Here is a 20,833-nt window from a genome sequence, read left to right as displayed (position 1 = left end):
CTGGTGGCGTTTGCGGCGAGAATAGCCGGTGATCCGCGCCGAGTCACCGAAAGAGTGCCGCTCAGGCCGCTTTGCGCAGACAGGCGATGTAGAACCCGTCCATGCCGCCCCGATCCGGCCAATAATCGGGGCGCAGGCGCAGGCCGCCCTCTTCGGTGATCCAGCTGGGTTCGATCCACGGCAGGTCCAGCGCGGTACGGTCGGCGGTCATGTCTGGGAACATGTCCAGCGCTTCCTCCACCTGCACCTCGCCCTCATCCGGCAGCAGCGAGCAGGTGCAATAGATCATCCGCCCGCCGGGCTTCAGCAGGCCCCAGGCATGCGTGAGCATCTTTGCCTGCAACTCGATCAGCGCGCCGAAGTCCGAGCCGTCCTTGGCCTGCGGCAGGTCCGGGTGCCGCCGGATGGTGCCGGTGGCGGAACACGGGGCGTCCAGAAGGATGGCGTCATATTGACCCTCATGCTCCAGCGCATCGCCCACGATCAGTTCCGCGCTGAGATCAGTACGGAGCAGGTTCTCGCGCACCCGCGCCATGCGGGTTTCCGAGATATCCAGCGCCGCAACATCGACCCCGGCAGCCGCCAGTTGCATGGTTTTGCCGCCCGGCGCGGCGCAGAGGTCGAGGGCACGCTCTCCCGGTTGCGGCGCCAGTACCTTGACCGGCAGCGCCGCCGCCGCGTCCTGCACCCACCAGTTGCCCTCGGCAAATCCCGGCAGGGCCGAGACCTGCCCGGCCTCATACAGCCGAATGGTGCCGGTTGGCAGTTCCTCGCCTTCGGGCTTCTCAGCATCGGGCTTGACGGTCAAATCCAAAGGAGCACCTGCGAAATGGGCACGCTCCATACCCGCCACCGCCTCGGGTCCCCAGGCTTGCACCAACGGACCGCGCAGCCAGCCTGGAAGGCGTGGCACCCGCAGCTTGTCCCACGCCTCGGGGCCATCGGCAGCCACCTTGCGCAGCACCGCGTTGACCAGCCCTTTCAAGCGTCCGTGGCGGCGGGAGTGGCCGACGATCTCGACCATGGAATTCACCACCCCATGCGCCGCAGCGCCCTGGCACAGCTCGACCGTGCCTAGCCGCAGCGCGTTGCGTACGTGTAGGGGGGGTGCCTTTTGCAGATGTTTTTTGAGCAACCGGTCGGCACGTTCCAATCCGCGCAGGGTCTCCAGCGCCAGCCGCTGGGCGCGAGCCCGGTCCTCGGGCGCCAGCCGGTCCAACGCTCCGGCCGAGAGGCATTCCGCCAACAGACGCCCCTCGCCCAGAACCTGATCCAGCAGGTAGATCGCGCTGCGCCGCGCCTGAGTGCCCATATCCGCCATCCGGGGCTGTCCTTTGCCTGTGACCTTGCGCCCGCATTGCCTTGGGCGGACGCGGGCGTATATCAAGGGCCGAGACGGAAAGGAACCCAAAGCCATGAGTGACGCGCGCAAAGATCTGCCGCCTGCCGCCGAACGCGCCCTGGCCGAGGCGGAAGAGCGCCGCAAGCGGGCCGAGGCCAAGGCGAAACCGCTGCCCAAGGAGCTGGGCGGGCGCGACGGGCCCGAGCCGGTGCGCTATGGCGATTGGGAGAAAAAGGGCATCGCCGTCGATTTCTGACGCGCGGGTTGCGCGCCCCGCCCTTCCCGGTCAATCTGCCCCTCGATTTTAAAGAACGAACCGCCCGATTGGCGGAAAGGGACAGCCGTGGCCGTCAGACCACCCGCACAGACCGTATCGACCGGCCTTGTCGTGGCCATCGTGGGCTTTTTCAGCTCATTCCCCATCGTGTTGCAGGGGCTGGCAGGCGTTGGCGCTGATGGCGCGCAATCGGCCTCGGGCCTGATGTTTGCGTCCCTGGCTATGGGCGCGGCCGGGATCGGATTGAGCCTGTGGAAAAAGCAACCGATCAGCGTTGCCTGGTCCACGCCCGGCGTGGCGCTACTGGCTGTGTCGCAGGCGCCCGAGGGCGGGTTTGCCGGGGCGGTGGCCGGGTTCCTGATGGCTGGGGTGCTGACGGTGATCGCGGGCTACTGGCGCCCGCTCAGCCGCCTGATCGCCGCCATCCCCGCACCACTGGCTCAGGCGATGCTGGCGGGCGTGCTGCTGTCGCTCTGCATCCAGCCGTTTCAGGCCATGGCCGAGATCCCGGCTCTGGCGCTGCCGATCATCCTGACATGGTTCGTGGTGGGCTTGGTCAACCGGCTGTTCGCCGTCCCCGCCGCCGTTTTGGTCGCGGCGCTGATGGCCGCCATCCACGCCGGATTCGACATCCCAACGCCCGAGCGCATCATCGCCGCGCCGCTCTGGATCGCGCCGGTGTTCTCGGTCGAGGCGTTCACCAATATCGCCCTACCGCTGTTCATCGTGACCATGGCAACCCAGAACATTCCTGGCCTCGCCGTGCTGCGCAGCTATGGCTATCAGCCGGAACCGGCGCCGCTGGTAGCGTCGGTCGGTGTCGCCAGCGCGGTCTCGGCCTCGTTCGGCTCACCCGCCACCTGCCTCGCCGCGATCACCGCCGCCATGTGCGCCAATGACGACAGCCACCCCGACCCGGCGCTCCGCTACTGGTCGGCGGCGATGGCCGGCCTGTTCTATTGCTGCCTCGGGGTTTTTGCGGGCGTCATCACCAGCTTCGCCGCGCTGGCCCCGGCACTGTTGCTGGGAACAGTGGCCGGGATTGCCCTGATGAGTGTCTTCGCCTCAGCCACGCTTTCCGCCCTGGAAGACGCAAGCTATCGCCAATCGGCGGCGATCACCTTTTTGGTCACGGCGTCCGGCATCTCGATCTTTGGCCTGAGTGCAGCCGTATGGGGGTTGGTCATCGGAGGGATCGTGCAGATTGTGGCCGATCGGGTGCCGAAGAAGGCCTGAGATCGGAACGTATTGTCGTCTTGTACCGGCGGATTGATCACTCGAGCCCTGTTCATTTCATCCAGCCTAGCCTTAAGACCGTCTGTTCCTTCGGGTCGATCCCATGTCGGGCGCACAAACGATCCAGATAGGACCCAGCAACGGGAAGCCCGGAAAACTCGATGGCAATCTTCTTTTTCTGGTGGCCGAAGATATGGACGGAGAACACGCCGTCGCGCTCAATCTCAGCCGTGGTGACCCGCGATGTATGCAGCTTCCATAAGTCTTCCGGCGCCAGCGGGTATAATGTGTCGGGCTGCATGGCATGGCGATCCTCGCCCGTCTGCGCCAGGAAATGGCCAAAGGCCTTGGGCCCGGAACACCCCCACGGTAAGCTCTCGATCCCCCATGTCTCACCGCGATCAACGCGGCGTTTGTTGACCCTCTGCATTCGTGTGCCGCGCCACGGTTGGCTCGGGTTCGGGGATGTGACGAATTCCAACATCGCCGCAAGTGTCTGAGAGTCCTGCGGCAGCCCCATCACACCGCTGGGAAAGGTCCCGCGATGTGAGCGTCCGAACACGTATGGTGCTCCAAAATCAAACGCGCGGACGCAATAGGCATCCAGATCGACCCATATGAACCCGGTCCGGCTGACGAGATGCAGGCGGAAGATGTCCGAGAACACCGCGACGCGCAGCCGGTCATTGTCGCTGATCGGGAACGGCGGCGGCCAGAAAATCTCCGAAGCGGGCCTTATCTCGGCTCCGTCCGGGACGCCCGAGATCTCTTCGTCGGTGTAAAGGACGAAACGGTGGCCGCAATCCAGATAGGACTTGATGCAAACCGCTTCGAGCCAGGACAGATCCGAGCCGTACCAGAAACTTGCGACAACCGGCAGGCTATGTCCCATGAGTTACCGCCATGCAATCGTACCGGTCCCGTTCCGTCCGAGGTCGCTTCCGCGCAAGGATATGGCCGGGAGTCACCGACCACAAGCATCTTGGCGTCAGGGAGTTTGCAGGGGCGGATCGCTATTTCGAACGCAGCCGGAAGTCGGCATAGTCACCCGACCCGCGATCCGACGTGAAACGGATCTTACCGCCATTCACCCGGACCTCCTGACAATTGTACCCGAGATTCCGTTTGCCCCATGACAGGTCGCGGCAGAAATAGCCGTCCCGCCATGTCCACGATCCCGCGACATCGCTGGGCCCTCCGGTGCCGGTGATCTCCCCCTCGGGCGATACCTGCAGGCGGATCAGGGGACGGGTCAGGACTTTGCCGGTCACGATGGCCCGGAACGTTCCCTCGTCACTGACCCGCGTGAATTCCGCCGCTGCCGGGCCTGCAAACACGGTCAACAGGCACACCAAAGATATGCGTTTCCACATGACGATCTCCCCACGCTTGTAAGGTGTACGCAGGCAAAGGCAGGGCGGATCACTCGGTCGGTTTCAACGCAGTACAGAAACCATCCACCAGCGCGCGTTGTTTGGCCGAACGCAGACGATCCTCGGGCCAGGTCAGCCAATAGCCGTCCCGCGTGGCAAGCTCGGGTAGGTCGAGCCGCCGCAGCCGTCCGTCCGCCAACAGATCCTGCGCAAGGGGAACGGAGCCCAGCACCACGCCGAGTCCCTGCCGAGCAGCCGAAAGGGCATGTTCCATCGAATCCACACTCAGCCGGGCCATATCCGGCGCGGACTGGCCGGTCTCGCGCGCCCAGTCCTGCCAGCCAGGCCGTTCACCGCGAAGCTCGATCACGCCCCGGTCCCAGCCGACACCCGGCGCGGCCATCGGCACCAGCACCTCGGGCGCGATCCGCAGCGCCTCGCGCCCGGGCCAGGCGCCGCGCCCGTAGCGGACTTGCAACCAGGTCCGTTCCTCGCCCAGCTCCGACCGGCGGGCCACGGAATCGGTCACCAGCCGCACGTCCGGATGCGCCGCCAGAAACGCCGCCGCACGCCCCATCACCAACGCGTTGATATGTGAACTGAGGCCCGCCACCCGCAACTCTTTGGGGGCTTTGCCAAACAGGTCTTCGGTATTGCGTTCCAACGCGGTCAGGCTTTCCTGCACCAGCGGCAGATAGCTTTCGCCCTCGACCGTCAGCGACACCCCGCGCGCCTCGCGGATGAACAGGGACCGGCCCAGCCACGCCTCGAGGTTGCCGATCCGCTGGCTGACGGCGGCCTGCGTCAGCCCGAATTCCCGCGCCGCAGCCGAGAACCCGCCCAGGCGACCCGCCGCCTCGAACACGCGTAGCCAGTCGAGCGGGGGCAGGCCCGTTTTCTTCTTATCCATAAGAAATTCCAACCCTCAGCCGAAACAAGGATTAATTGTGGTAATGGCACGGACGGGGTATTTCCTCAAGGGACAGCCTGCGCGAACAGGAGAGACCCCATGCTGCGCTCCGCCACCTTTAATTCGTCCGTCGTCACGCTGGATTTTGCCGACGGCACCCGTGCCCGTTTCCACGCCATCTGGCTGCGCGACAACGCACTTGACCCCGAAACCCGCGCGCCCGGCAACGGCCAGCGGCTGATCACCATCGGCGATATCCCCGAGGGCATCTCGGTCAGCGCCGCAGAAATCGTGAACGGCGATCTGTCCGTGACCTTTGCACCCGAGAACAAGACGGTCACCTTCCCCGCCGACTGGCTGGTGGATCACATCTATGACCGCGATCTGTCCCGCGAAATGGGCCGTGTCGCCCCTGATGTCACCACATGGGAGCGCGGCATCGAGGCGCCCAGTGCCGACTGGAACGAGGTGCATGCCAATCCCTCCGCCAAGCGCGGCTGGCTGGCGGCGGTGGCCGAGTATGGCTTTGCCAAGCTGACCAACGGCCCCACCGAACCCGAGTCGCTGCTGAAGGTGGCCGATCTGTTCGGCTATGTGCGTGAGACAAACTATGGCCCCTATTTCGAAGTGCGGACCGAGGTGAACCCCACCAACCTCGCCTATACCGGCCTTGGCTTGCAGGCTCATACAGACAACCCTTACCGCGATCCGGTGCCGACGCTGCAGATACTCTACTGTCTGGAAAACTCGGCAGAGGGTGGCGACTCCATCGTGGTCGACGGTTTCCGCGCCGCCGAGCGGCTGCGCGCCGACAATCCAGAGGGCTTCGCGCTATTGGCAGGGTATCCTGCAAGGTTCGAATACAATGGCTCGGACGGGGTCTGCCTGCGCTCGCGCCGTCCGATGATCGAGCTGTCGCCGGATGGTGAGCTGGTGGGGATCCGCTTCAACAATCGCTCATCAGCGCCGTTCGTGGACATCCCCTTTGACAAGATGGAGGCCTATTACGCCGCCTATCGGCAGCTGGGCGAGATCATCGACGATCCGGCCATGGGCGTGTCGTTCAAGCTGGAGCCCGGTGAAAGCTTCATCGTCGACAACACCCGCGTCCTGCATGCGCGGCTGGGCTATTCCGGTGCCGGTTCGCGCTGGCTACAAGGATGCTATGCCGACAAGGACGGGTTGCTGTCGACACTGGCGGCGATGGAGATGGCACAGCCGGAGGCGGCGGAATGAGACCCGATTTCTCGACCCTGAACCGCGACAACATCGTCGCCTTCATCGCCGATATCTTTGACCGTCGAGGCGGCGAGGAATATCTGGGCGAGCCGGTGACGATGGCGCAGCACATGCTGCAGGGCGCCACCATCGCCGAGCAGAACGGAATGCCCGAAGAGATCATCGTTGGCGCCCTGTTGCACGATATCGGCCATTTCACCTCCGAGTTCGGCACTTATCACCCCGATGACACCGAGGACCGCCATCACGAGGACGCAGGCGCTGAGGTCCTGGAACAGTTCTTCCCCTCGGTCATCACCGATTGCTGCCGATATCATGTAGCTGCGAAACGCTATCTCTGCGCGGCAAAGCCCGAGTATTTCAATCGCCTATCGGCGGCCTCGGTCCATACGCTGGAGTTGCAAGGCGGACCGATGAACGCTGAAGAGGTTGCCGAGTTCGAAAGCAATCCGAACCTGAAGGAGATCATTCAGGTGCGCTATCTGGACGAGGCGGGCAAACGCGCGGATCTGGAAACGCCCGAGTTCGACCATTTCGCACCGATGGTGCAGCGCATGGTCAACCGCCATATGAGCCCGGCATGAGCGCGCCGGAATATATCTTTGAGGCCAATTCAAAACCCTCGTTACCTTGGCATGAGGTCCCGCTGATCCGCGCAGCGGAAGAGACTGTCAAAGGCTATGGCTGTCTGGTCGATGATCCCGACGGTTTCGAAATCGAAATCGTGCGCTGGCCGCAACAGGGCTGGCGTCCGATCGACGAGGGCACCGGGGATGAGGGCGGCTGGGTCGAAGGCACGTTCCGCTGCGACTGGCTGGGCGATGTGCTCTACGGTGAGAACGAAGCGGTCAGGGGCCATTACGTTCTGGGCTGGTCCACTGATCCTCAACAGGCACAGACCGACCGGCAAACCGCGCCGCGCGATCAGGTGCTGCTGTGGCACATGAACTATCACCCCGACGGCGGGCAGATGTTCTGGCCGCTGGACAACAAGCCTTTCATTGTTCCTGCTGCCCTGCCCGGCGACAACCTGACACCGGACAAGGTGGTGGCGTTCTGGTGCGACGGCTCACGCGGGCTCTATATCCATCCCGGTATCTGGCATGAGGGGATTTTCCCGGTCGAGGACCAGCAGCGTTTTCTCGACCGTCAGGGCCGTGTGCACGCCCGGGTGAGCGCCGATATCGGGCAGGAGTTCGGGGTCTACCTTGCCTGCCCGCTGCGGGCCGACAAGATCAAGGAGATCTGAACAGCGGCTCGCGATGGGCAGCGTGGCGGATGGCGATCCAGATCTGAACGGCCACGAGATAGGGAACGAAAAAGGCAAAATTCTGCACAAGATCGAAGGCGCCAGAAAAGTCAGGCTCGGACCACAGACCCCCGGTCAACACGTACCAGAGCGTGTAGTGCAACCGGTAAAGCCACGAACCAAGGGCAAGCCAGAATAGTCTCAGCCCCCATTTCCAATGGCCATTCCTGTCGCCGGACAAGGCCATGCGCGCCGCCATCAGCGCCGCGGTGAACAGGCACACCCCATACAGGAAGAACGCGACCGACATTACCGGGCCGCCAATTGTTCCGCGCAGGGGAACGTAGATCATCCCGGCCAGCCCGGTCACCAGAGCCAGGGCAATCAGAACCGCCCCGAGGCCGCGATGGAACCGGTTAAAACGTTGGCGGATGCCTCTCACAAGCTGAAGCGGGACCAAGGCGACCAGCACCGCCCCGGCGGAGATGTGCAGCATCATCGCCGCGTTTCCAACGACGTGATCCTGCGCGAACAGGTAGCTTTGGTCGGCGGCGTCATGGGACAACCCGATCCTGACCATCCCGACCGCGTGAACAAGAAACGGCAACAGAGTCAGGTAAAACAACGACAGCAAAAGGATCGTCACAATGCCTGACTTTGATTTCCACATGACCAGACCTTAGTGGCGGTCGCCGCACGTTATGATTGGCGCAGCCTCAGCGACCCGAAGTCTATCAAAGGCCCAGCACATCCACCATGTCATACTGCCCCGGCGCCTTGCCCTGTCCCCAAAGTGCTGCCTTGAGCGCGCCGCGGGCAAAGATCGCCCGGTCACTGGCCAGATGGCGCAGCACGATGCGCTCGCCCGGTGCTGCGAACAGCACATCATGCTCCCCCACGATGTCGCCGCCGCGCACGGCGTGAAAACCGATATCGCCCCGCTTGCGGGCGCCGGTGATGCCGTCGCGGGCGCGGTCGGAGACATCCGCCAGAGCCACACCGCGCCCCTCGGCGGCCGCCTCACCCAGCATCAGCGCGGTGCCCGAAGGGGCATCGACCTTGTGGTGATGATGCGCCTCAATCACCTCGATATCGAAATCCTCGTCCAGCGCGGCGGCGACCTTTTTGGTGAGTTGCACCAGCAGGTTCACGCCGAGGCTCATGTTGCCCGCCCGCACGATCACCGCGTGACGCGCCGCTGGTTCCAGCGCTGCGATCTGATCCTCGGTCATACCGGTGGTTCCGATCACGTGCACGCAACGCGCCTGAGCAGCCAGCGCGGCGAATTCCAGCGTCGCTTCGGGCGCGGTGAAATCGATCACCGCCTGCGCCCGTGCAAACGCCTCGAGCGGGTCGTCGGTCACGGTGACGCCCAGCGGCTGGCCGCCCATCGCCTCGCCCACATCGTGGCCGACCCAGTCATGCCCCGGACGCTCGACCGCGCCCACCAGACGGGCCTTGTCACTTGCGCCGACGGTCCTGATCAGCATCTGGCCCATGCGGCCCGAAGCTCCGGTAATGACGATCCCTGGGGTATGGGTCATGACGGCGTCCTTCCTCAATTCGGCTCAAAGCCTCCTAACCGGTTCGGGGCCGCTTGGCAAAGCCTCGGTTAAGGCTTAGATCGGAAGCCATGGCAAAGAACAAATTCCACGACGGTCCCGGCCCCTCGCAACGTCAGCTTCGCGTCGGCGAACTGATCCGCCGCACCCTGTCCGAGGTGCTGGCGCGCGGCGACGTGCACGACCCGGATCTCAACCGCATGTCGATCACGGTGGGCGAGGTGCGCACCTCGCCCGACCTCAAGATCGCCACCGCCTATGTGCTGCCCCTGGGTGGCAAGGGGCAGGAGGACGTACTGCAATTGCTGGCCCGCAACAAGGGCGAGCTGCGGCGCGTCATCGGCAAGAAGGTCGGCCTAAAGTTTTCGCCTGATCTGCGGTTCCGTCTGGATGAGACATTCGACCGGCTCGACGACACCCGCCGGATGTTCGAACAGGACGCGGTGCGCCGCGATCTGGACGAGTGATCCGGGCGCTGGTGGCGGGCGTCGTCGCCCTGTCGGCAGGGCAGGCGGCGGCGGTCGAGTGCCGGGACCTTGATCATGAGGACAACCGCTATTCGGTCTGCGAAGTCGATGCGGGCAGCGAAGAGCTGCGGCTGTTTCTCAGTGATGGCGAGGGGCAGGTGCTGGGCCAGTTCTCAAGCGTCGATGACGCGCTTGGCACCGAGGGCAAGCAGCTGGCTTTTGCGATGAACGCGGGCATGTATCACGACGACCGCTCTCCTGTCGGGCATTATGTCGAAAACGGGGTCGAGCAGATGCGGGTGATCCCCAATGCCGGGCCCGGCAATTTCGGTCTGCTGCCCAACGGGGTGTTCTGCATCCGCGAGGGCCGCGCCGATGTCATCGAGACGCTACTTTATGTCGAGACGCAGCCGGGATGCCGGGATGCCACCCAGTCGGGGCCGATGCTGGTGATCGATGGAGAGCTGCACCCACGGTTCCTGCCCGACTCCACCTCGCGCTATGTCCGCAACGGGGTCGGCACTAGCGCCGACGGGTCCCGCGCGGTGTTCGCGATCTCGCGCAATTCGGTGACGTTCCACGAATTCGGCAGCCTGTTCCGCGACGTGCTTGAGACACCACAAGCGCTATATTTCGACGGCAATATCTCACGCCTTTACGCGCCGCAAATCGACCGGGCCGATGCCGGGTTTTCGATGGGGCCGATTGTCGGCGTGGCCGAGCCGCGCGAGTGATCGTCGACACTGCCCAAACTGTCGTATTTTGCTAAATTGACAGCGCCCGACCGATCCGTTAGGTCGCGCGCCTCAGCAAGATGCAAGGTGCAAGATGGGACGCAAACGCAAGGGTCGCGACATTTCCGGCTGGCTGGTGGTGGACAAGCCCGCGGGCATAACCTCGACCGCTGTGGTCAACAAGGTCCGCTGGGCGATGGACGCCAAGAAGGCGGGCCATGCGGGCACGCTGGACCCGGAAGCCACCGGCGTTCTGGCGGTGGCTCTGGGTGAGGCGACCAAGACCGTTCCCTACATAACCGATGCGCTCAAGGCATATACGTTCACCGTGCGTCTGGGGCAGGCCACCAATACCGACGATGCCGAGGGCGAGGTGATCGCGGAAAGCGATGCGCGCCCGACCGATGAGCGGATCAAACAGGCGCTGGCCTCCTTCCTTGGCGAAATCATGCAGGTGCCGCCCAAATTCTCTGCCGTCAAGATCGACGGACAGCGCGCTTACAAACTGGCCCGCGATGGCGAGGATGTCGAGATCGCCGCTCGCCCGCTCTGGGTCGAGGAACTTGTGCTGGTGGACCGGCCCGATCCCGATCACGTGGTGCTGGAAATGACCTGCGGCAAGGGCGGGTACGTGCGTTCGGTCGCCCGCGATTTGGGTCAGGTGCTGGGGTGTCACGGGCATGTGAGAGAACTGCGCCGTATCTGGTCCGGCCCGTTCGATGCCGAAGACGGGATCACCATCGAACAGATCGACGAGATGGCCAAGACGCACGCGCTGGACGACCATTTGCGACCGCTGGAGGAAGGGTTGGCCGATCTGCCCGAACTCAAATGCACCCCCGAAGGCGCCACCCGCCTGCGCAACGGCAATCCGGGCATGGTGCTGGCCTCGGACGTGGAATATGGCGACGAGGCGTGGGCCTCGCTCGATGGCCGGGCGGTGGCTGTCGGGGTTTACAAGTCCGGCAAGTTGCACCCAAGCCGGGTTTTTGCCGCCTGAGCCATATGGCGACCTGCGGCGCATCATGTTAAGCGCAAACGCATGATCACCCGTTCTCACACCAAGGGCGACGCGCCCTCGACTGCCATCTATTCCGATTGCGAACGCTACCGCTATAGCCTCACCCGCGTCTGGGACGCGGCGGGGCGCAGGGCGCTGTTCGTGATGCTGAACCCGTCGACCGCGACCGAGGTGCAGAACGATCCTACCGTCGAGCGCTGCGAGCGACGGGCGCGGGCACTGGGGTTCGGGGCCTTTCAGGTCACCAACATCTTCGCCTGGCGCGACACCGATCCGCGCAAGATGCGCGCGGCTGCGGACCCGGTGGGGCCCGACAATGACGACGCCATCCTTGCAGGCGTCGACTGGGCCGATCAGGTGATCGCCGCCTGGGGCACCCATGGCGCGCATCTGGAGCGTGGCCCGGCGGTCGAACGGCTGTTGCGGGGAACCGGGCAGCCTCTATATCACCTCGGGCTGACCAAGGACGGCCATCCCAAGCACCCACTTTATATCGCCTACACCCAGCGGCCGGAAAGCTGGTCCGCGTTACAGGATTGTTAACCAATTGTTTATATTGGTTTTGACTAAGCGCTATGAAGTGAGGATTTCATAGGCTTGGCGCATTCTGCGCCGGGAGACTGGTTATGTTCCTGTTCGCAAGCCTGCTTGGTCTGGCAGCCGTGGGCGGCGTCGCCTACATGGTCGGCGATGAACCCATCGTGGACGATGACGATGAGGTTCTGCCAGACGACAGCGAATTCGACACCGGCGCGGACGAGCCCGGCGCCAATGGTGGCACAGGGGATGAAGAACCGGATGTGCCATTGACACCGACGATCCGGGGGCTGGTCAGCGACTATGACGGGAATCTCGTGATCGCCGGAGATGAAACCAGCGAGGCTCTGGCCGGACTGGATGGCGATGATCAGATCAACGGTTATGAGGGCAACGACACTGTTCAGGGTGCCGATGGCAACGACATCCTGCATGGTGGCGAAGGCGACGATCTGATGCAGGGCGGCGAAGGCGATGACGTTCTGCATGGTGAGGACGGAGACGACCAGTTGCAGGGCGACACCGGGGCGGACAGTCTGTTCGGCTATTTCGGCAACGACCACATGCAAGGCGGCGAGGGCGACGACGAGCTTTTTGGTGGTCAGGATGACGACCAACTCGAAGGTGGTGAAGGTGACGACGCGCTGCATGGCGGCCATGGCGAGGACGCGCTTGACGGCGGTGAAGGCGAGGACACGTTGTTCGGCGGCTTCGGGAACGATGTCCTGAACGGCATCGAAGGTGCCTCGGATGAGCCCCCGACCAAGGACTATCTGAACGGCGGGCAAGGCGAGGACACGATACTGGCGGGCCGCAACGATATCGTGACATCCGGTATGGACGCCGACGATATCGTTCTTGGCGATATTGGTGATGACGGCGATGCCGTCTCGGTGATGGATTTCGAACCCGGCGAGGACCGGCTGCTGGTCACCTGGGATCTGGATGCGCTTCCCGACCCCGACATTGAAATCCAAAAGGACCCCGAGATTGCCAACCTGACCCGTGTTCTGATCGAAGGACATGAGGTGGCGCAGCTTTACAGCACCGATGTAGTGACATCGGATGATATTCAACTCATCAAAGAAGCGGATCTGCCCTCGTTCCAGGCCACAGATTGACGCTACAGAATTTCTTTGCCAATCGGGGAAAAAGCGCCTATACGCGCCCATCCGTGCCGGAATCGGCGCGGTTTTCTCCATGGGCCTGTGCTGGACGACATCCCGGCCTGCGCCATCACTCTAACCTGTAAAGGAGACCCCGATGTCGATCACGGCTGAAGAAAAAGCACGCGTCATGAAAGAGTTCGCGACCAAGGACGGCGACACCGGCTCGCCGGAAGTTCAGGTCGCAATCCTGACCTCGCGCATCACAACGCTGACCGAGCATTTCAAGACCCACAAGAAGGACAACCACGGCCGCCGTGGCCTTCTGAAGATGGTTGCCCAGCGCCGCAAGCTGCTGGACTACCTGAAAGGCAAGGAAGAGGCCCGCTATCAGGACCTTATCAAACGCCTGGGCATCCGCCGCTAAGCGTTTCAGAGAATTCTGACAGGGAAACCGCGCCAATCCGGATTGGCGCGGTTTTTCTTTTGCTTCACTTCAGTAAGATATTCCAGTTAGGAAAATCGTAATTCAACCAAACGGTTGACTGATGCGGAAAAAGGCGGTAATTCATCCAAATGGTTGAACGAGAGAGTCAGGATGACCTCAACGCGATATTGAAGGCCGCGTCCGATCCGACCCGCCGCAAGATCCTGACCATGCTTGCCCAGCACGGTCCCTTGCGAGTGACGGATATCGCACGGCAGTTCGATATGAGCCTCAACTCGGTGTCCAAGCACATCAAAGTGCTGGAAACCGCCGAACTGGTGCAACGCCGCACCGAGTGGCGCGAGCATCTGATCGAGGTCCGCATGGCTCCGTTGTCGGCCATAGACACGTGGTTTGCCGAGTTGCGTTCGATCTGGGCGCTTCGGCTGGACGCCCTGGAAGCTGCTTTGGAGGATCCTGACGATGACTGACCTGTCCCTTGAGATAACCCGCGCAATCCCGCATCCGCCAGAACGGGTGTTCGACGCGTGGCTGGAACCGGAAATGCTGGCCAAGTTCATGCTGCCCGGGCCGGGGATGACGGTGCCCGAGGCCACCTCGGACGCCAAGGTCGGCGGGCGGTTCCGCATCGTCATGCGCGCACCCGAGGCCGGCGACCTGCCGCATGAGGGCGAATACAAGGTCATCGACCGCCCCAACCGACTGCAATTCACCTGGGTGTCGCCCTACAGCCAGGACGATTCCACCGTAACGCTCGACTTCACGCCCACAGACAAGGGCACGGAACTCAAGCTGCACCACATCCGCTTTCCGTCTGAGGAAAGCCGCAACAATCACGAGGGCGGCTGGACAGCAATCCTTGTCGCCCTGGAGGCGGCGCTATGATGATCAACTGGCTGGCCGCAGGGGCAGGCGTGATCGCCGCATTCCTGCTGGGATTTCTGGTTTACGGCCCGCTCGGGTTTCAAAAGCGGTGGGCCGAGGGCACGCGGATCGATCCGACACCGCCCGACACGCCTCCGCTGGCGGCGATGGGCTTGCAGATCGTGTTTCTGGTTTTGTTGGCGATCATCATCGCCGCCACCGAAACCACCAACAGTCTGGGCGTAGCAGTTCTGGCGATCCTTGCCGTGGCGGCGCAGGCAGCCTCGGTCGGCAAATGGGCGCAGAAAAGCGGTTTCGCGATTGCCGTCGACACCGGCTATGCCATCGGCTGCGGTATCGTGATGATCCTCGCCCACGCGATCCTTTAGCGCGATAACGTGTGGCTCCGTCCGCAGACGGACGGGGTCACATCGGGGTTTTCAGCCGTGCGCGAGCCCCTAAAACTTCCCCGCTTTCCAATCTCTGCAAACTGCTGTATGGGCCTAGCATCTGAGACGTTGTGCCATGACCCCGGCACTCGAACGGAAGATAAATGGGGTCGGCGGCAATGGGGCCGCCATTGAAACGGGAGACCCGGGATACGCCTGGGAGCGCTCCCTTCTAGGATACGCAAATGTTTGATGTAACGACGAAATCAATGCAGTGGGGCGAGGAGACGCTTACACTGGAAACCGGCAAGGTTGCCCGTCAGGCCGACGGCACCGTGATTGCCACGCTGGGCGAAACCAGCGTTATGGCCAACGTGACCTTTGCCAGGGAACAAAAGCCCGGTCAGGATTTCTTTCCGCTGACTGTGCACTATCAGGAAAAATACTATGCCGCCGGTAAGGTTCCGGGCGGCTTTTTCAAGCGCGAGGCGCGTCCGACCGAGAAAGAGACGCTGACCGCCCGCCTGATTGACCGTCCGATCCGTCCGCTGTTCGTCCCGGGCTTCAAGAACGAAGTGCTGGTGATGTGCACCGTTCTGTCCCACGACCTGGTCAACGACCCCGACATGGTTGCGATGATCGCCGCCTCGGCCGCGCTGACGCTGTCGGGCGCACCGTTCATGGGCCCGATCGCTGGCTGCCGCGTTGGTTTCGAGGATGGCGAATACGTCCTGAACCCGACCGTGGACGATATGCAGGACCTGCGCCTGAACCCCGAACAGCGTCTGGATCTGGTTGTTGCCGGTACCAAAGACGCCGTGATGATGGTGGAATCCGAAGCCTACGAGCTGTCCGAGGCCGAGATGCTGGGCGCCGTCAAGTTTGCCCATGACCAGATCCAGCCGGTGATCGACCTGATCATCTCGCTGGCCGAAGAAGCCGCGAAAGAGCCCTTCGACTTCCAGGCGCCGGATTATTCCGAGCTGTCTGAGGCCGTCAAAGCCGCCGGTGACACCCAGATGCGCGCGGCCTTCGCGATCATCGACAAGCAGGAACGCACCGCCGCTGTTGCCGCTGCTCGCGAAGCGATCAAGGAAACGCTGACCGAAGAGCAACTGGAAGACGCCAACCTTGGTTCCGCGATGAAGAAGCTCGAAGCCGGTATTCTGCGTGGTGACGTGGTGAAGGGCGGCAAACGGATCGACGGTCGTTCGACCACCGATATCCGCCCGATCGTTGCCGAAACCTCGATGCTGCCGCGGACCCACGGCTCGGCCCTGTTCACCCGTGGTGAGACGCAGGCGCTGGCCGTGACCACGCTGGGCACTGGCGACGATGAGCAGTTCATCGACGCGCTGCACGGCAACTTCAAATCGAACTTCCTGCTGCACTACAACTTCCCGCCCTACTCGGTGGGTGAAGTTGGCCGCGTGGGCCCTCCGGGACGTCGTGAGGTCGGCCACGGCAAGCTGGCATGGCGCGCTTTGCAAGCCGTTCTGCCCGCCGCCACCGATTTCCCCTACACCATCCGCGTGGTGTCCGAGATCACCGAATCGAACGGTTCGTCCTCGATGGCCTCCGTCTGTGGCGGTTCGCTGTCGATGATGGACGCAGGCGTTCCGCTTAAGGCACCGGTTGCCGGTGTGGCCATGGGTCTGATCCTGGAAGATGACGGCTCCTACGCGATCCTGTCCGACATTCTGGGTGACGAGGACCACTTGGGCGACATGGACTTCAAAGTGGCAGGTACCGAAAACGGCATCACCTCGCTGCAGATGGACATCAAGGTGGCGGGCATCACGCCCGAGATCATGGAGAAAGCCCTGGCTCAGGCCAAGGATGGCCGGATGCACATTCTGGGCGAGATGGGCAAGGCGCTGAGCGAGACCAACGAGTTCTCGGTCCACGCCCCGCGCATCGAGACCATGAACATCCCCACCGACAAGATCCGCGAAGTGATCGGCTCGGGCGGCAAGGTCATCCGCGAGATCGTCGAAGTGTCGGGCGCCAAGGTCGACATCAACGACGATGGCGTGATCAAGATCGCCTCGCCCAACGGTGACGCCATCCAGAAGGCATACGACATGATCCACGCGATCGTAGCCGAGCCGGAAGAGGGCGCGATCTATACCGGCAAGGTCGTGAAGATCGTCGATTTCGGCGCCTTTGTGAACTTCTTCGGCAAGCGCGACGGTCTGGTGCATGTGTCCCAGATCGAAAACCGCCGCCTGAACCATCCGTCGGACGTTCTGAAGGAAGGTCAGGAAGTAAAGGTCAAGCTTCTGGGCTTTGACGACCGTGGCAAGGTGCGCCTGTCGATGAAGGTTGTCGATCAGGAAACCGGCGAAGAGATCGTGCCGGAGAAGAAAGAAAAGAAAGAGGCAAGCGCAGAATAATCTGCCAGTCTATTTCAGTGACGAGAAGCCCCGGCACGCAGCCGGGGCTTTTTTGTTGCAGGCTGTCTTGCAGAGGTCCGTCGACCCCTAAACTCCGCAACGACGGGTTCAAGCACATAAACCAAGGTCCAATAGCCCCCAAATCAACCCAAGACCAATCGCATCACCGGCAGCACCCACCCAAGTCGCTGTCATAATCAACGCCAAACAGGAGATGCGAAATGAATACCTTCAAAACCCTCACCCTGACCTCTGCCATCATTGCCGTGCCCGCGCTGGCCTTTGCCGGGTTCGCCGTGGGCGACAAGCTGGGCACCGATGAGGCCACGATCCGCGCGAAGCTCGAAGAGCAAGGCTACATCGTGCAGGAAATCGAAGTGGAAGGCGATGAAATCGAGGTTGAAGTCCTCAAGGATGGCGTCGAAACTGAGCTGGAGTTGAGCCTGGCCGATGGCACGGTGACAGAGATCGAAACTGAGGAGGATTGAACCTCCTGACATCTGCTAAGGAGCCTTATGAGCAAATCGCGCACGCTTTGGTTATGGCTCCTTCTGGTGGTGCAGGCCGTCTGCGCCACCTTTTTCGTGTTCGACGGCGTAATGGACTGGACCGGAGCTGCGGAAAGCCCGGGCTTTCGTCACATTCATGCGTTCGAGCTGGTGCTGGCGCTGGCGCTGGTCGGCGGGCTGGTGGCCACTGCCCTGCACATCCGCAGCCTGACCCTGCGCGGGCAGGAGATGCGGCGGCAATTGGACATCGCATCGGGCGCCTTCGCACAGCTGATTGAGACACAGTTCACCGAATGGGGTCTCAGCACCGCTGAGCGCGAGGTGGCGATGCTAGCCATCAAGGGATTGTCAGTGGCCGATATCGCGGCCCTGCGCCAGACCAAAGAGGGAACGATCAAGGCGCAATGCGCCGCGGTTTACCGCAAGGCCGGTGTCTCGGGACGGCTACAGCTTTTAAGCTATTTCATCGAAGAATTGGTCTCTGAACCAGTGCTGGCAAGGCCGCCGGAGTCGTGACCGGGCGCGTCTGAGGCGCGTGTATCGCCTTGCCTAACAGCAGACATTCCGCGCCCGGGTCTATTCGCTCACAAGCCTCAAACCATCCGTGACGCGAAGTGAACGGACGGGCGCTTTATTTTGCCGCGCGCCTTACCAGATGTGCGCCATGCGACCCGCATAATCTGGAACAAAGGACATTCCCCATGATCTCCCGCCTTACTCTAGCCTCGGCCGCGTTGACCCTGTTGGCCTCGGTAGTCTCGGCCCAAAGCCTGCCGGACGGCACCTATATTCAAGGCTTCATCGGCGCCAACCAACTGCAAGACACCGACTTCTCTGGCGCCATCGGAGGAACACAGCAATCCGTGGCGGGAGATTTCGATACCGGCTATGGCGTAGGTCTGGCCATCGGGCGCGAGATTCCGCAATGGTCGAATGACAATATCGGCACCCGGATCGAGCTGGAGCTGTCCTATCGTGACAATGACGTCGACGGGCTGAATTTCTCGGGCAACGGCCCGGCCCCCGAGGTCAATGTTTCGGGCGATGTGACCTCGACCTCGCTCTTTGCCAATGTGCTCTTCGACTTCAAGCAAAGCGGCGCGTTCACGCCGTTTGTTGGCTTCGGCCTGGGTGCCACACGCTCGGATTTGGATCTGGTCTACGCGCCCGGCGTCCGGATCGACGGGGACGACACCAGCTTTGCCGCGCAGGCCATTGCCGGGGTGGCGTATGAGCTGAACCCAAGCACTGCCCTGACGCTCGATGCGCGGTACTCGCGCGCTTTTGACGTTTCAAGCCCAAGGCTTGCCCAGAACGGATCGGTAACGGGCACGGTCGAGGATGACCTGGATGCGTTCAGCCTCAACCTCGGCCTGCGCTTCAACTTCTGATCCCCCCGGGGAGGCGCATGTCCGGTTTCGCTTCCCCTGCATGACCCGGTGTTCTATGCACCGGGTCATGCGTTCTTTCGTCATCCATATGTCCGCCAGCACCACCCGCCGCCCGAATGCTGAGGCGCTGTGTGCAGCTCTGCCGAATGCCGAGCTGTTCGAAGCGGTGAACGGGCGCGATCCCGAGCAGATTGCCGGGGTGAAGGTGTTCAACGGCGACCTGCATCGCCCACGCTATCCCTTTCCGCTACGACCCGCCGAGATCGGCGTGTTCGAAAGCCACCGGCGGATCTGGCGCAAGATGGTTGACGAGGAGATCGATCTGGCCATCACTACGGAGGACGATCTGGGGATCGACCCGGATCGCTTCGCCTCGGCGCTGGAGATGATCCGAACACACGCCACCCCGGAACACTACATCCGGCTGCCGGTGAAACAGCGGGAGGTGCCGGCACAGGTGCTGGCCGAGCGGGATGGGCTGCGCCTGATCCTGCCGCGGGTGATCGGGTTGCAATGTGTGTGTCAGGTCGTGGGCCGCAATGCGGCAGCGCGCCTGCTGGCCGCCACGGACCGGATCGACCGGCCGGTGGACACATTCCTACAGATGCACTGGATTACCGGACAACCGATCCATGCCCTGCAAGGGACCGGCAATCAGGAGGTCGCTGGCCAGATCGGCGGCTCGACCATCCAAAAGAAAACCCGCCCCGGCGAGGTGCTGGGACGGGAATTCAAGCGGGGTCTATACCGGCTACAACTGCACCGGTGCCCCCAGAGACCATGACGCGGCACAGTTGCCGCAGGGGGCCAAGCCGCTTGCAAGCGGCTTAAGCGGTTTTCAAACCGCTTGCTTCAAGGCGTTTGCAAACGCCTTGACCCCGGCCGCAATCGCGCGCCAGCATATCACTCGGGTGCCTTAGTCCGGCGCAGATAGGGGAAGATCGTTTCGAACTCGCCGAATTTCTCCTTGGCTTCCTCATTGCTGACGGCCGGCGGGATGATCACGTCCTCGCCCGGCACCCAGTTCGCTGGCGTCGCCACGCCTTTGGCGGTCATCTGCAACCCGTCGAGGGCCCGCAGGATCTCGGCAAAGTTCCGGCCCACGGTCATCGGGTAGGTCATGGAGAGTTTCAGTTGCTTGTCCGGCCCGATGATGAAGACCGAGCGCACCGTGGCACTGTCTGCAGGGGTGCGGCCATCGGGCAGGTAGGCCTCGGCGGGCAGCATGTCGAAGGCCTTGGACACTGCCAGCCCGTCATCGGCGATGATCGGGAAGCCGGGATTGGCGCCACCATAGCTCTCGATGTCCTTTTTCCATTTGCGGTGATCCTCAGCGCTGTCCACCGACACGCCGATCACTTTGGTATTGCGCTTGTCCCATTCGTCTGAAAGCTGAGCAACGGCCGAGAATTCAGTGGTGCAGACCGGGGTGAAATCCTTGGGATGCGAGAACAGGATGGCCCAGCTGTCACCGATCCAGTCATGGAACTGAATTGTCCCTTGATCGGTTTCGGCGGTGAAATTCGGAACAGTATCGTTGATGCGCAAACCCATGGCTCGTCTCCTTTGGTGCTAAATCCGAGTCGTTCGGTCCTAACCTAATCGCTCAGCCGCAAGGTTACAGGGTCGGCAGCGAAGAACCATGACAAAACGCATAAAACCGGCATCTTTCCGAGCTTGGCGGGGCATCGGCAAAGCGAGTTGACAGAATTTGATCAAATTATTCGAGTGCCCCTTGCCGGATCCCACCCATGGTGACACAGTGGCCGGGAAAACCGACCGT

General features: G+C 62.5%; 26 protein-coding genes. 19 read left to right on the top strand and 7 right to left on the bottom strand.

Going from position 1 to position 20,833, the window contains the following annotated elements; genetic code table 11:
* Positions 1-61: 61 nt before the first annotated feature.
* On the bottom strand, positions 62-1,321 hold the full coding sequence (locus AB3N21_RS08705; protein WP_367934858.1) for an RsmB/NOP family class I SAM-dependent RNA methyltransferase: 1,260 nt from the start codon (positions 1,319-1,321) through the stop codon (positions 62-64).
* A gap of 94 nt (positions 1,322-1,415) precedes the next feature.
* Here AB3N21_RS08705 and AB3N21_RS08700 point away from each other — a divergent pair, with 94 nt between their 5' ends.
* Together AB3N21_RS08700 and AB3N21_RS08695 are read left to right on the top strand one after the other, a co-directional pair.
* Positions 1,416-1,598 carry a DUF1674 domain-containing protein gene (locus AB3N21_RS08700; protein WP_367934857.1) on the top strand — a complete coding sequence of 61 codons (183 nt, stop codon included), beginning with the start codon at positions 1,416-1,418 and terminating at the stop codon, positions 1,596-1,598.
* Between the two features lie 87 nt (positions 1,599-1,685).
* Positions 1,686-2,855, top strand: a complete 1,170-nt coding sequence (locus AB3N21_RS08695; protein WP_367934856.1) for a benzoate/H(+) symporter BenE family transporter — start codon at positions 1,686-1,688, stop codon at positions 2,853-2,855.
* 52 nt (positions 2,856-2,907) lie between these two features.
* On the opposite strand, the gene AB3N21_RS08690 is transcribed toward AB3N21_RS08695, so the two are convergent.
* From AB3N21_RS08690 to AB3N21_RS08680, 3 genes are all read right to left on the bottom strand, one after another.
* Positions 2,908-3,747 (bottom strand): hypothetical protein, encoded by an 840-nt coding sequence (locus AB3N21_RS08690; RefSeq protein ID WP_367934855.1) that lies wholly within the window; start codon positions 3,745-3,747, stop codon positions 2,908-2,910.
* A 121-nt stretch (positions 3,748-3,868) separates the two neighbouring features.
* Positions 3,869-4,228, bottom strand: a complete 360-nt coding sequence (locus tag AB3N21_RS08685) for a dihydrodipicolinate reductase (RefSeq protein WP_367934854.1) — start codon at positions 4,226-4,228, stop codon at positions 3,869-3,871.
* Positions 4,229-4,277: 49 nt separating this feature from the next.
* A complete protein-coding gene (locus AB3N21_RS08680) occupies positions 4,278-5,138 on the bottom strand; it encodes a LysR family transcriptional regulator (protein WP_367934853.1) in 861 nt (286 codons plus the stop codon).
* Between the two features lie 99 nt (positions 5,139-5,237).
* Here AB3N21_RS08680 and AB3N21_RS08675 point away from each other — a divergent pair, with 99 nt between their 5' ends.
* The 3 genes from AB3N21_RS08675 to AB3N21_RS08665 are packed head-to-tail and all read left to right on the top strand — an operon-like array spanning position 5,238 to position 7,626.
* On the top strand, positions 5,238-6,374 hold the full coding sequence (locus AB3N21_RS08675) for a gamma-butyrobetaine dioxygenase (protein ID WP_367934852.1): 1,137 nt from the start codon (positions 5,238-5,240) through the stop codon (positions 6,372-6,374).
* On the top strand, positions 6,371-6,961 hold the full coding sequence (locus tag AB3N21_RS08670) for an HD domain-containing protein (protein WP_367934851.1): 591 nt from the start codon (positions 6,371-6,373) through the stop codon (positions 6,959-6,961). The genes AB3N21_RS08675 and AB3N21_RS08670 overlap by 4 nt, the downstream gene beginning before the upstream one ends.
* Positions 6,958-7,626 (top strand): ureidoglycolate lyase, encoded by a 669-nt coding sequence (locus AB3N21_RS08665; RefSeq protein ID WP_367934850.1) that lies wholly within the window; start codon positions 6,958-6,960, stop codon positions 7,624-7,626. The genes AB3N21_RS08670 and AB3N21_RS08665 overlap by 4 nt, the downstream gene beginning before the upstream one ends.
* Here the strand turns inward: AB3N21_RS08665 and AB3N21_RS08660 are convergent.
* Positions 7,613-8,233 (bottom strand): DUF2306 domain-containing protein, encoded by a 621-nt coding sequence (locus AB3N21_RS08660; RefSeq protein ID WP_367934849.1) that lies wholly within the window; start codon positions 8,231-8,233, stop codon positions 7,613-7,615. The genes AB3N21_RS08665 and AB3N21_RS08660 overlap by 14 nt on opposite strands.
* 127 nt (positions 8,234-8,360) lie before the next feature.
* Entirely contained in the window at positions 8,361-9,170 is an 810-nt protein-coding gene (dapB, locus tag AB3N21_RS08655) for a 4-hydroxy-tetrahydrodipicolinate reductase (RefSeq protein ID WP_367934848.1), read from the bottom strand.
* A gap of 89 nt (positions 9,171-9,259) precedes the next feature.
* Here dapB and rbfA point away from each other — a divergent pair, with 89 nt between their 5' ends.
* The 14 genes from rbfA to AB3N21_RS08585 all read left to right on the top strand — a co-directional run bounded on the left by rbfA (position 9,260) and on the right by AB3N21_RS08585 (position 19,834).
* Positions 9,260-9,655 (top strand): 30S ribosome-binding factor RbfA, encoded by a 396-nt coding sequence (gene rbfA, locus AB3N21_RS08650; protein ID WP_367934847.1) that lies wholly within the window; start codon positions 9,260-9,262, stop codon positions 9,653-9,655.
* Positions 9,652-10,389 (top strand): phosphodiester glycosidase family protein, encoded by a 738-nt coding sequence (locus AB3N21_RS08645; protein WP_367934846.1) that lies wholly within the window; start codon positions 9,652-9,654, stop codon positions 10,387-10,389. Before rbfA ends, AB3N21_RS08645 begins: the two co-directional genes overlap by 4 nt.
* A 94-nt stretch (positions 10,390-10,483) precedes the next feature.
* Complete coding sequence (truB, locus tag AB3N21_RS08640) at positions 10,484-11,389, top strand: tRNA pseudouridine(55) synthase TruB (protein ID WP_367934845.1); 906 nt, start codon at positions 10,484-10,486, stop codon at positions 11,387-11,389.
* A gap of 42 nt (positions 11,390-11,431) precedes the next feature.
* Entirely contained in the window at positions 11,432-11,953 is a 522-nt protein-coding gene (locus tag AB3N21_RS08635) for a DUF1643 domain-containing protein (protein ID WP_367934844.1), read from the top strand.
* An 83-nt stretch (positions 11,954-12,036) separates the two neighbouring features.
* Positions 12,037-13,068: a calcium-binding protein gene (locus tag AB3N21_RS08630; protein WP_367934843.1), complete on the top strand. Its 1,032-nt coding sequence runs from the start codon at positions 12,037-12,039 to the stop codon at positions 13,066-13,068.
* 142 nt (positions 13,069-13,210) lie between these two features.
* On the top strand, positions 13,211-13,480 hold the full coding sequence (gene rpsO / locus AB3N21_RS08625; protein ID WP_367934842.1) for a 30S ribosomal protein S15: 270 nt from the start codon (positions 13,211-13,213) through the stop codon (positions 13,478-13,480).
* Between the two features lie 149 nt (positions 13,481-13,629).
* On the top strand, positions 13,630-13,971 hold the full coding sequence (locus AB3N21_RS08620; protein ID WP_367934841.1) for an ArsR/SmtB family transcription factor: 342 nt from the start codon (positions 13,630-13,632) through the stop codon (positions 13,969-13,971).
* Positions 13,964-14,386, top strand: a complete 423-nt coding sequence (locus tag AB3N21_RS08615; RefSeq protein WP_367934840.1) for an SRPBCC domain-containing protein — start codon at positions 13,964-13,966, stop codon at positions 14,384-14,386. Before AB3N21_RS08620 ends, AB3N21_RS08615 begins: the two co-directional genes overlap by 8 nt.
* Positions 14,383-14,754, top strand: a complete 372-nt coding sequence (locus AB3N21_RS08610) for a DUF1761 family protein (RefSeq protein ID WP_367934839.1) — start codon at positions 14,383-14,385, stop codon at positions 14,752-14,754. The genes AB3N21_RS08615 and AB3N21_RS08610 overlap by 4 nt, the downstream gene beginning before the upstream one ends.
* A 245-nt stretch (positions 14,755-14,999) precedes the next feature.
* Positions 15,000-17,150, top strand: coding sequence for a polyribonucleotide nucleotidyltransferase (gene pnp, locus AB3N21_RS08605; RefSeq protein WP_367934838.1), 2,151 nt, complete (start codon positions 15,000-15,002; stop codon positions 17,148-17,150).
* A gap of 221 nt (positions 17,151-17,371) precedes the next feature.
* Positions 17,372-17,638 (top strand): PepSY domain-containing protein, encoded by a 267-nt coding sequence (locus AB3N21_RS08600; protein ID WP_367934837.1) that lies wholly within the window; start codon positions 17,372-17,374, stop codon positions 17,636-17,638.
* A gap of 27 nt (positions 17,639-17,665) precedes the next feature.
* The gene (locus tag AB3N21_RS08595) at positions 17,666-18,175 is read left to right on the top strand and encodes a helix-turn-helix transcriptional regulator (protein WP_367934836.1); all 510 of its coding nucleotides are present in this window, start codon (positions 17,666-17,668) and stop codon (positions 18,173-18,175) included.
* A gap of 185 nt (positions 18,176-18,360) precedes the next feature.
* Positions 18,361-19,050: an outer membrane protein gene (locus AB3N21_RS08590; protein WP_367934835.1), complete on the top strand. Its 690-nt coding sequence runs from the start codon at positions 18,361-18,363 to the stop codon at positions 19,048-19,050.
* 67 nt (positions 19,051-19,117) lie between these two features.
* The gene (locus AB3N21_RS08585) at positions 19,118-19,834 is read left to right on the top strand and encodes a glycosyltransferase family 25 protein (RefSeq protein ID WP_367934834.1); all 717 of its coding nucleotides are present in this window, start codon (positions 19,118-19,120) and stop codon (positions 19,832-19,834) included.
* Positions 19,835-19,953: 119 nt separating this feature from the next.
* Here AB3N21_RS08585 and AB3N21_RS08580 read toward each other — a convergent pair whose 3' ends face one another.
* Complete coding sequence (locus AB3N21_RS08580) at positions 19,954-20,604, bottom strand: peroxiredoxin (RefSeq protein ID WP_171178848.1); 651 nt, start codon at positions 20,602-20,604, stop codon at positions 19,954-19,956.
* Positions 20,605-20,833 lie beyond the last annotated feature (229 nt).

It is taken from the genome of Ruegeria sp. (genome assembly GCF_040830605.1).
Classification (GTDB): Bacteria; Pseudomonadota; Alphaproteobacteria; order Rhodobacterales; family Rhodobacteraceae; genus Ruegeria.
Note: the sequence above shows the minus strand (reverse complement) of the source record. Positions and strands in the feature narration are given on the sequence as shown.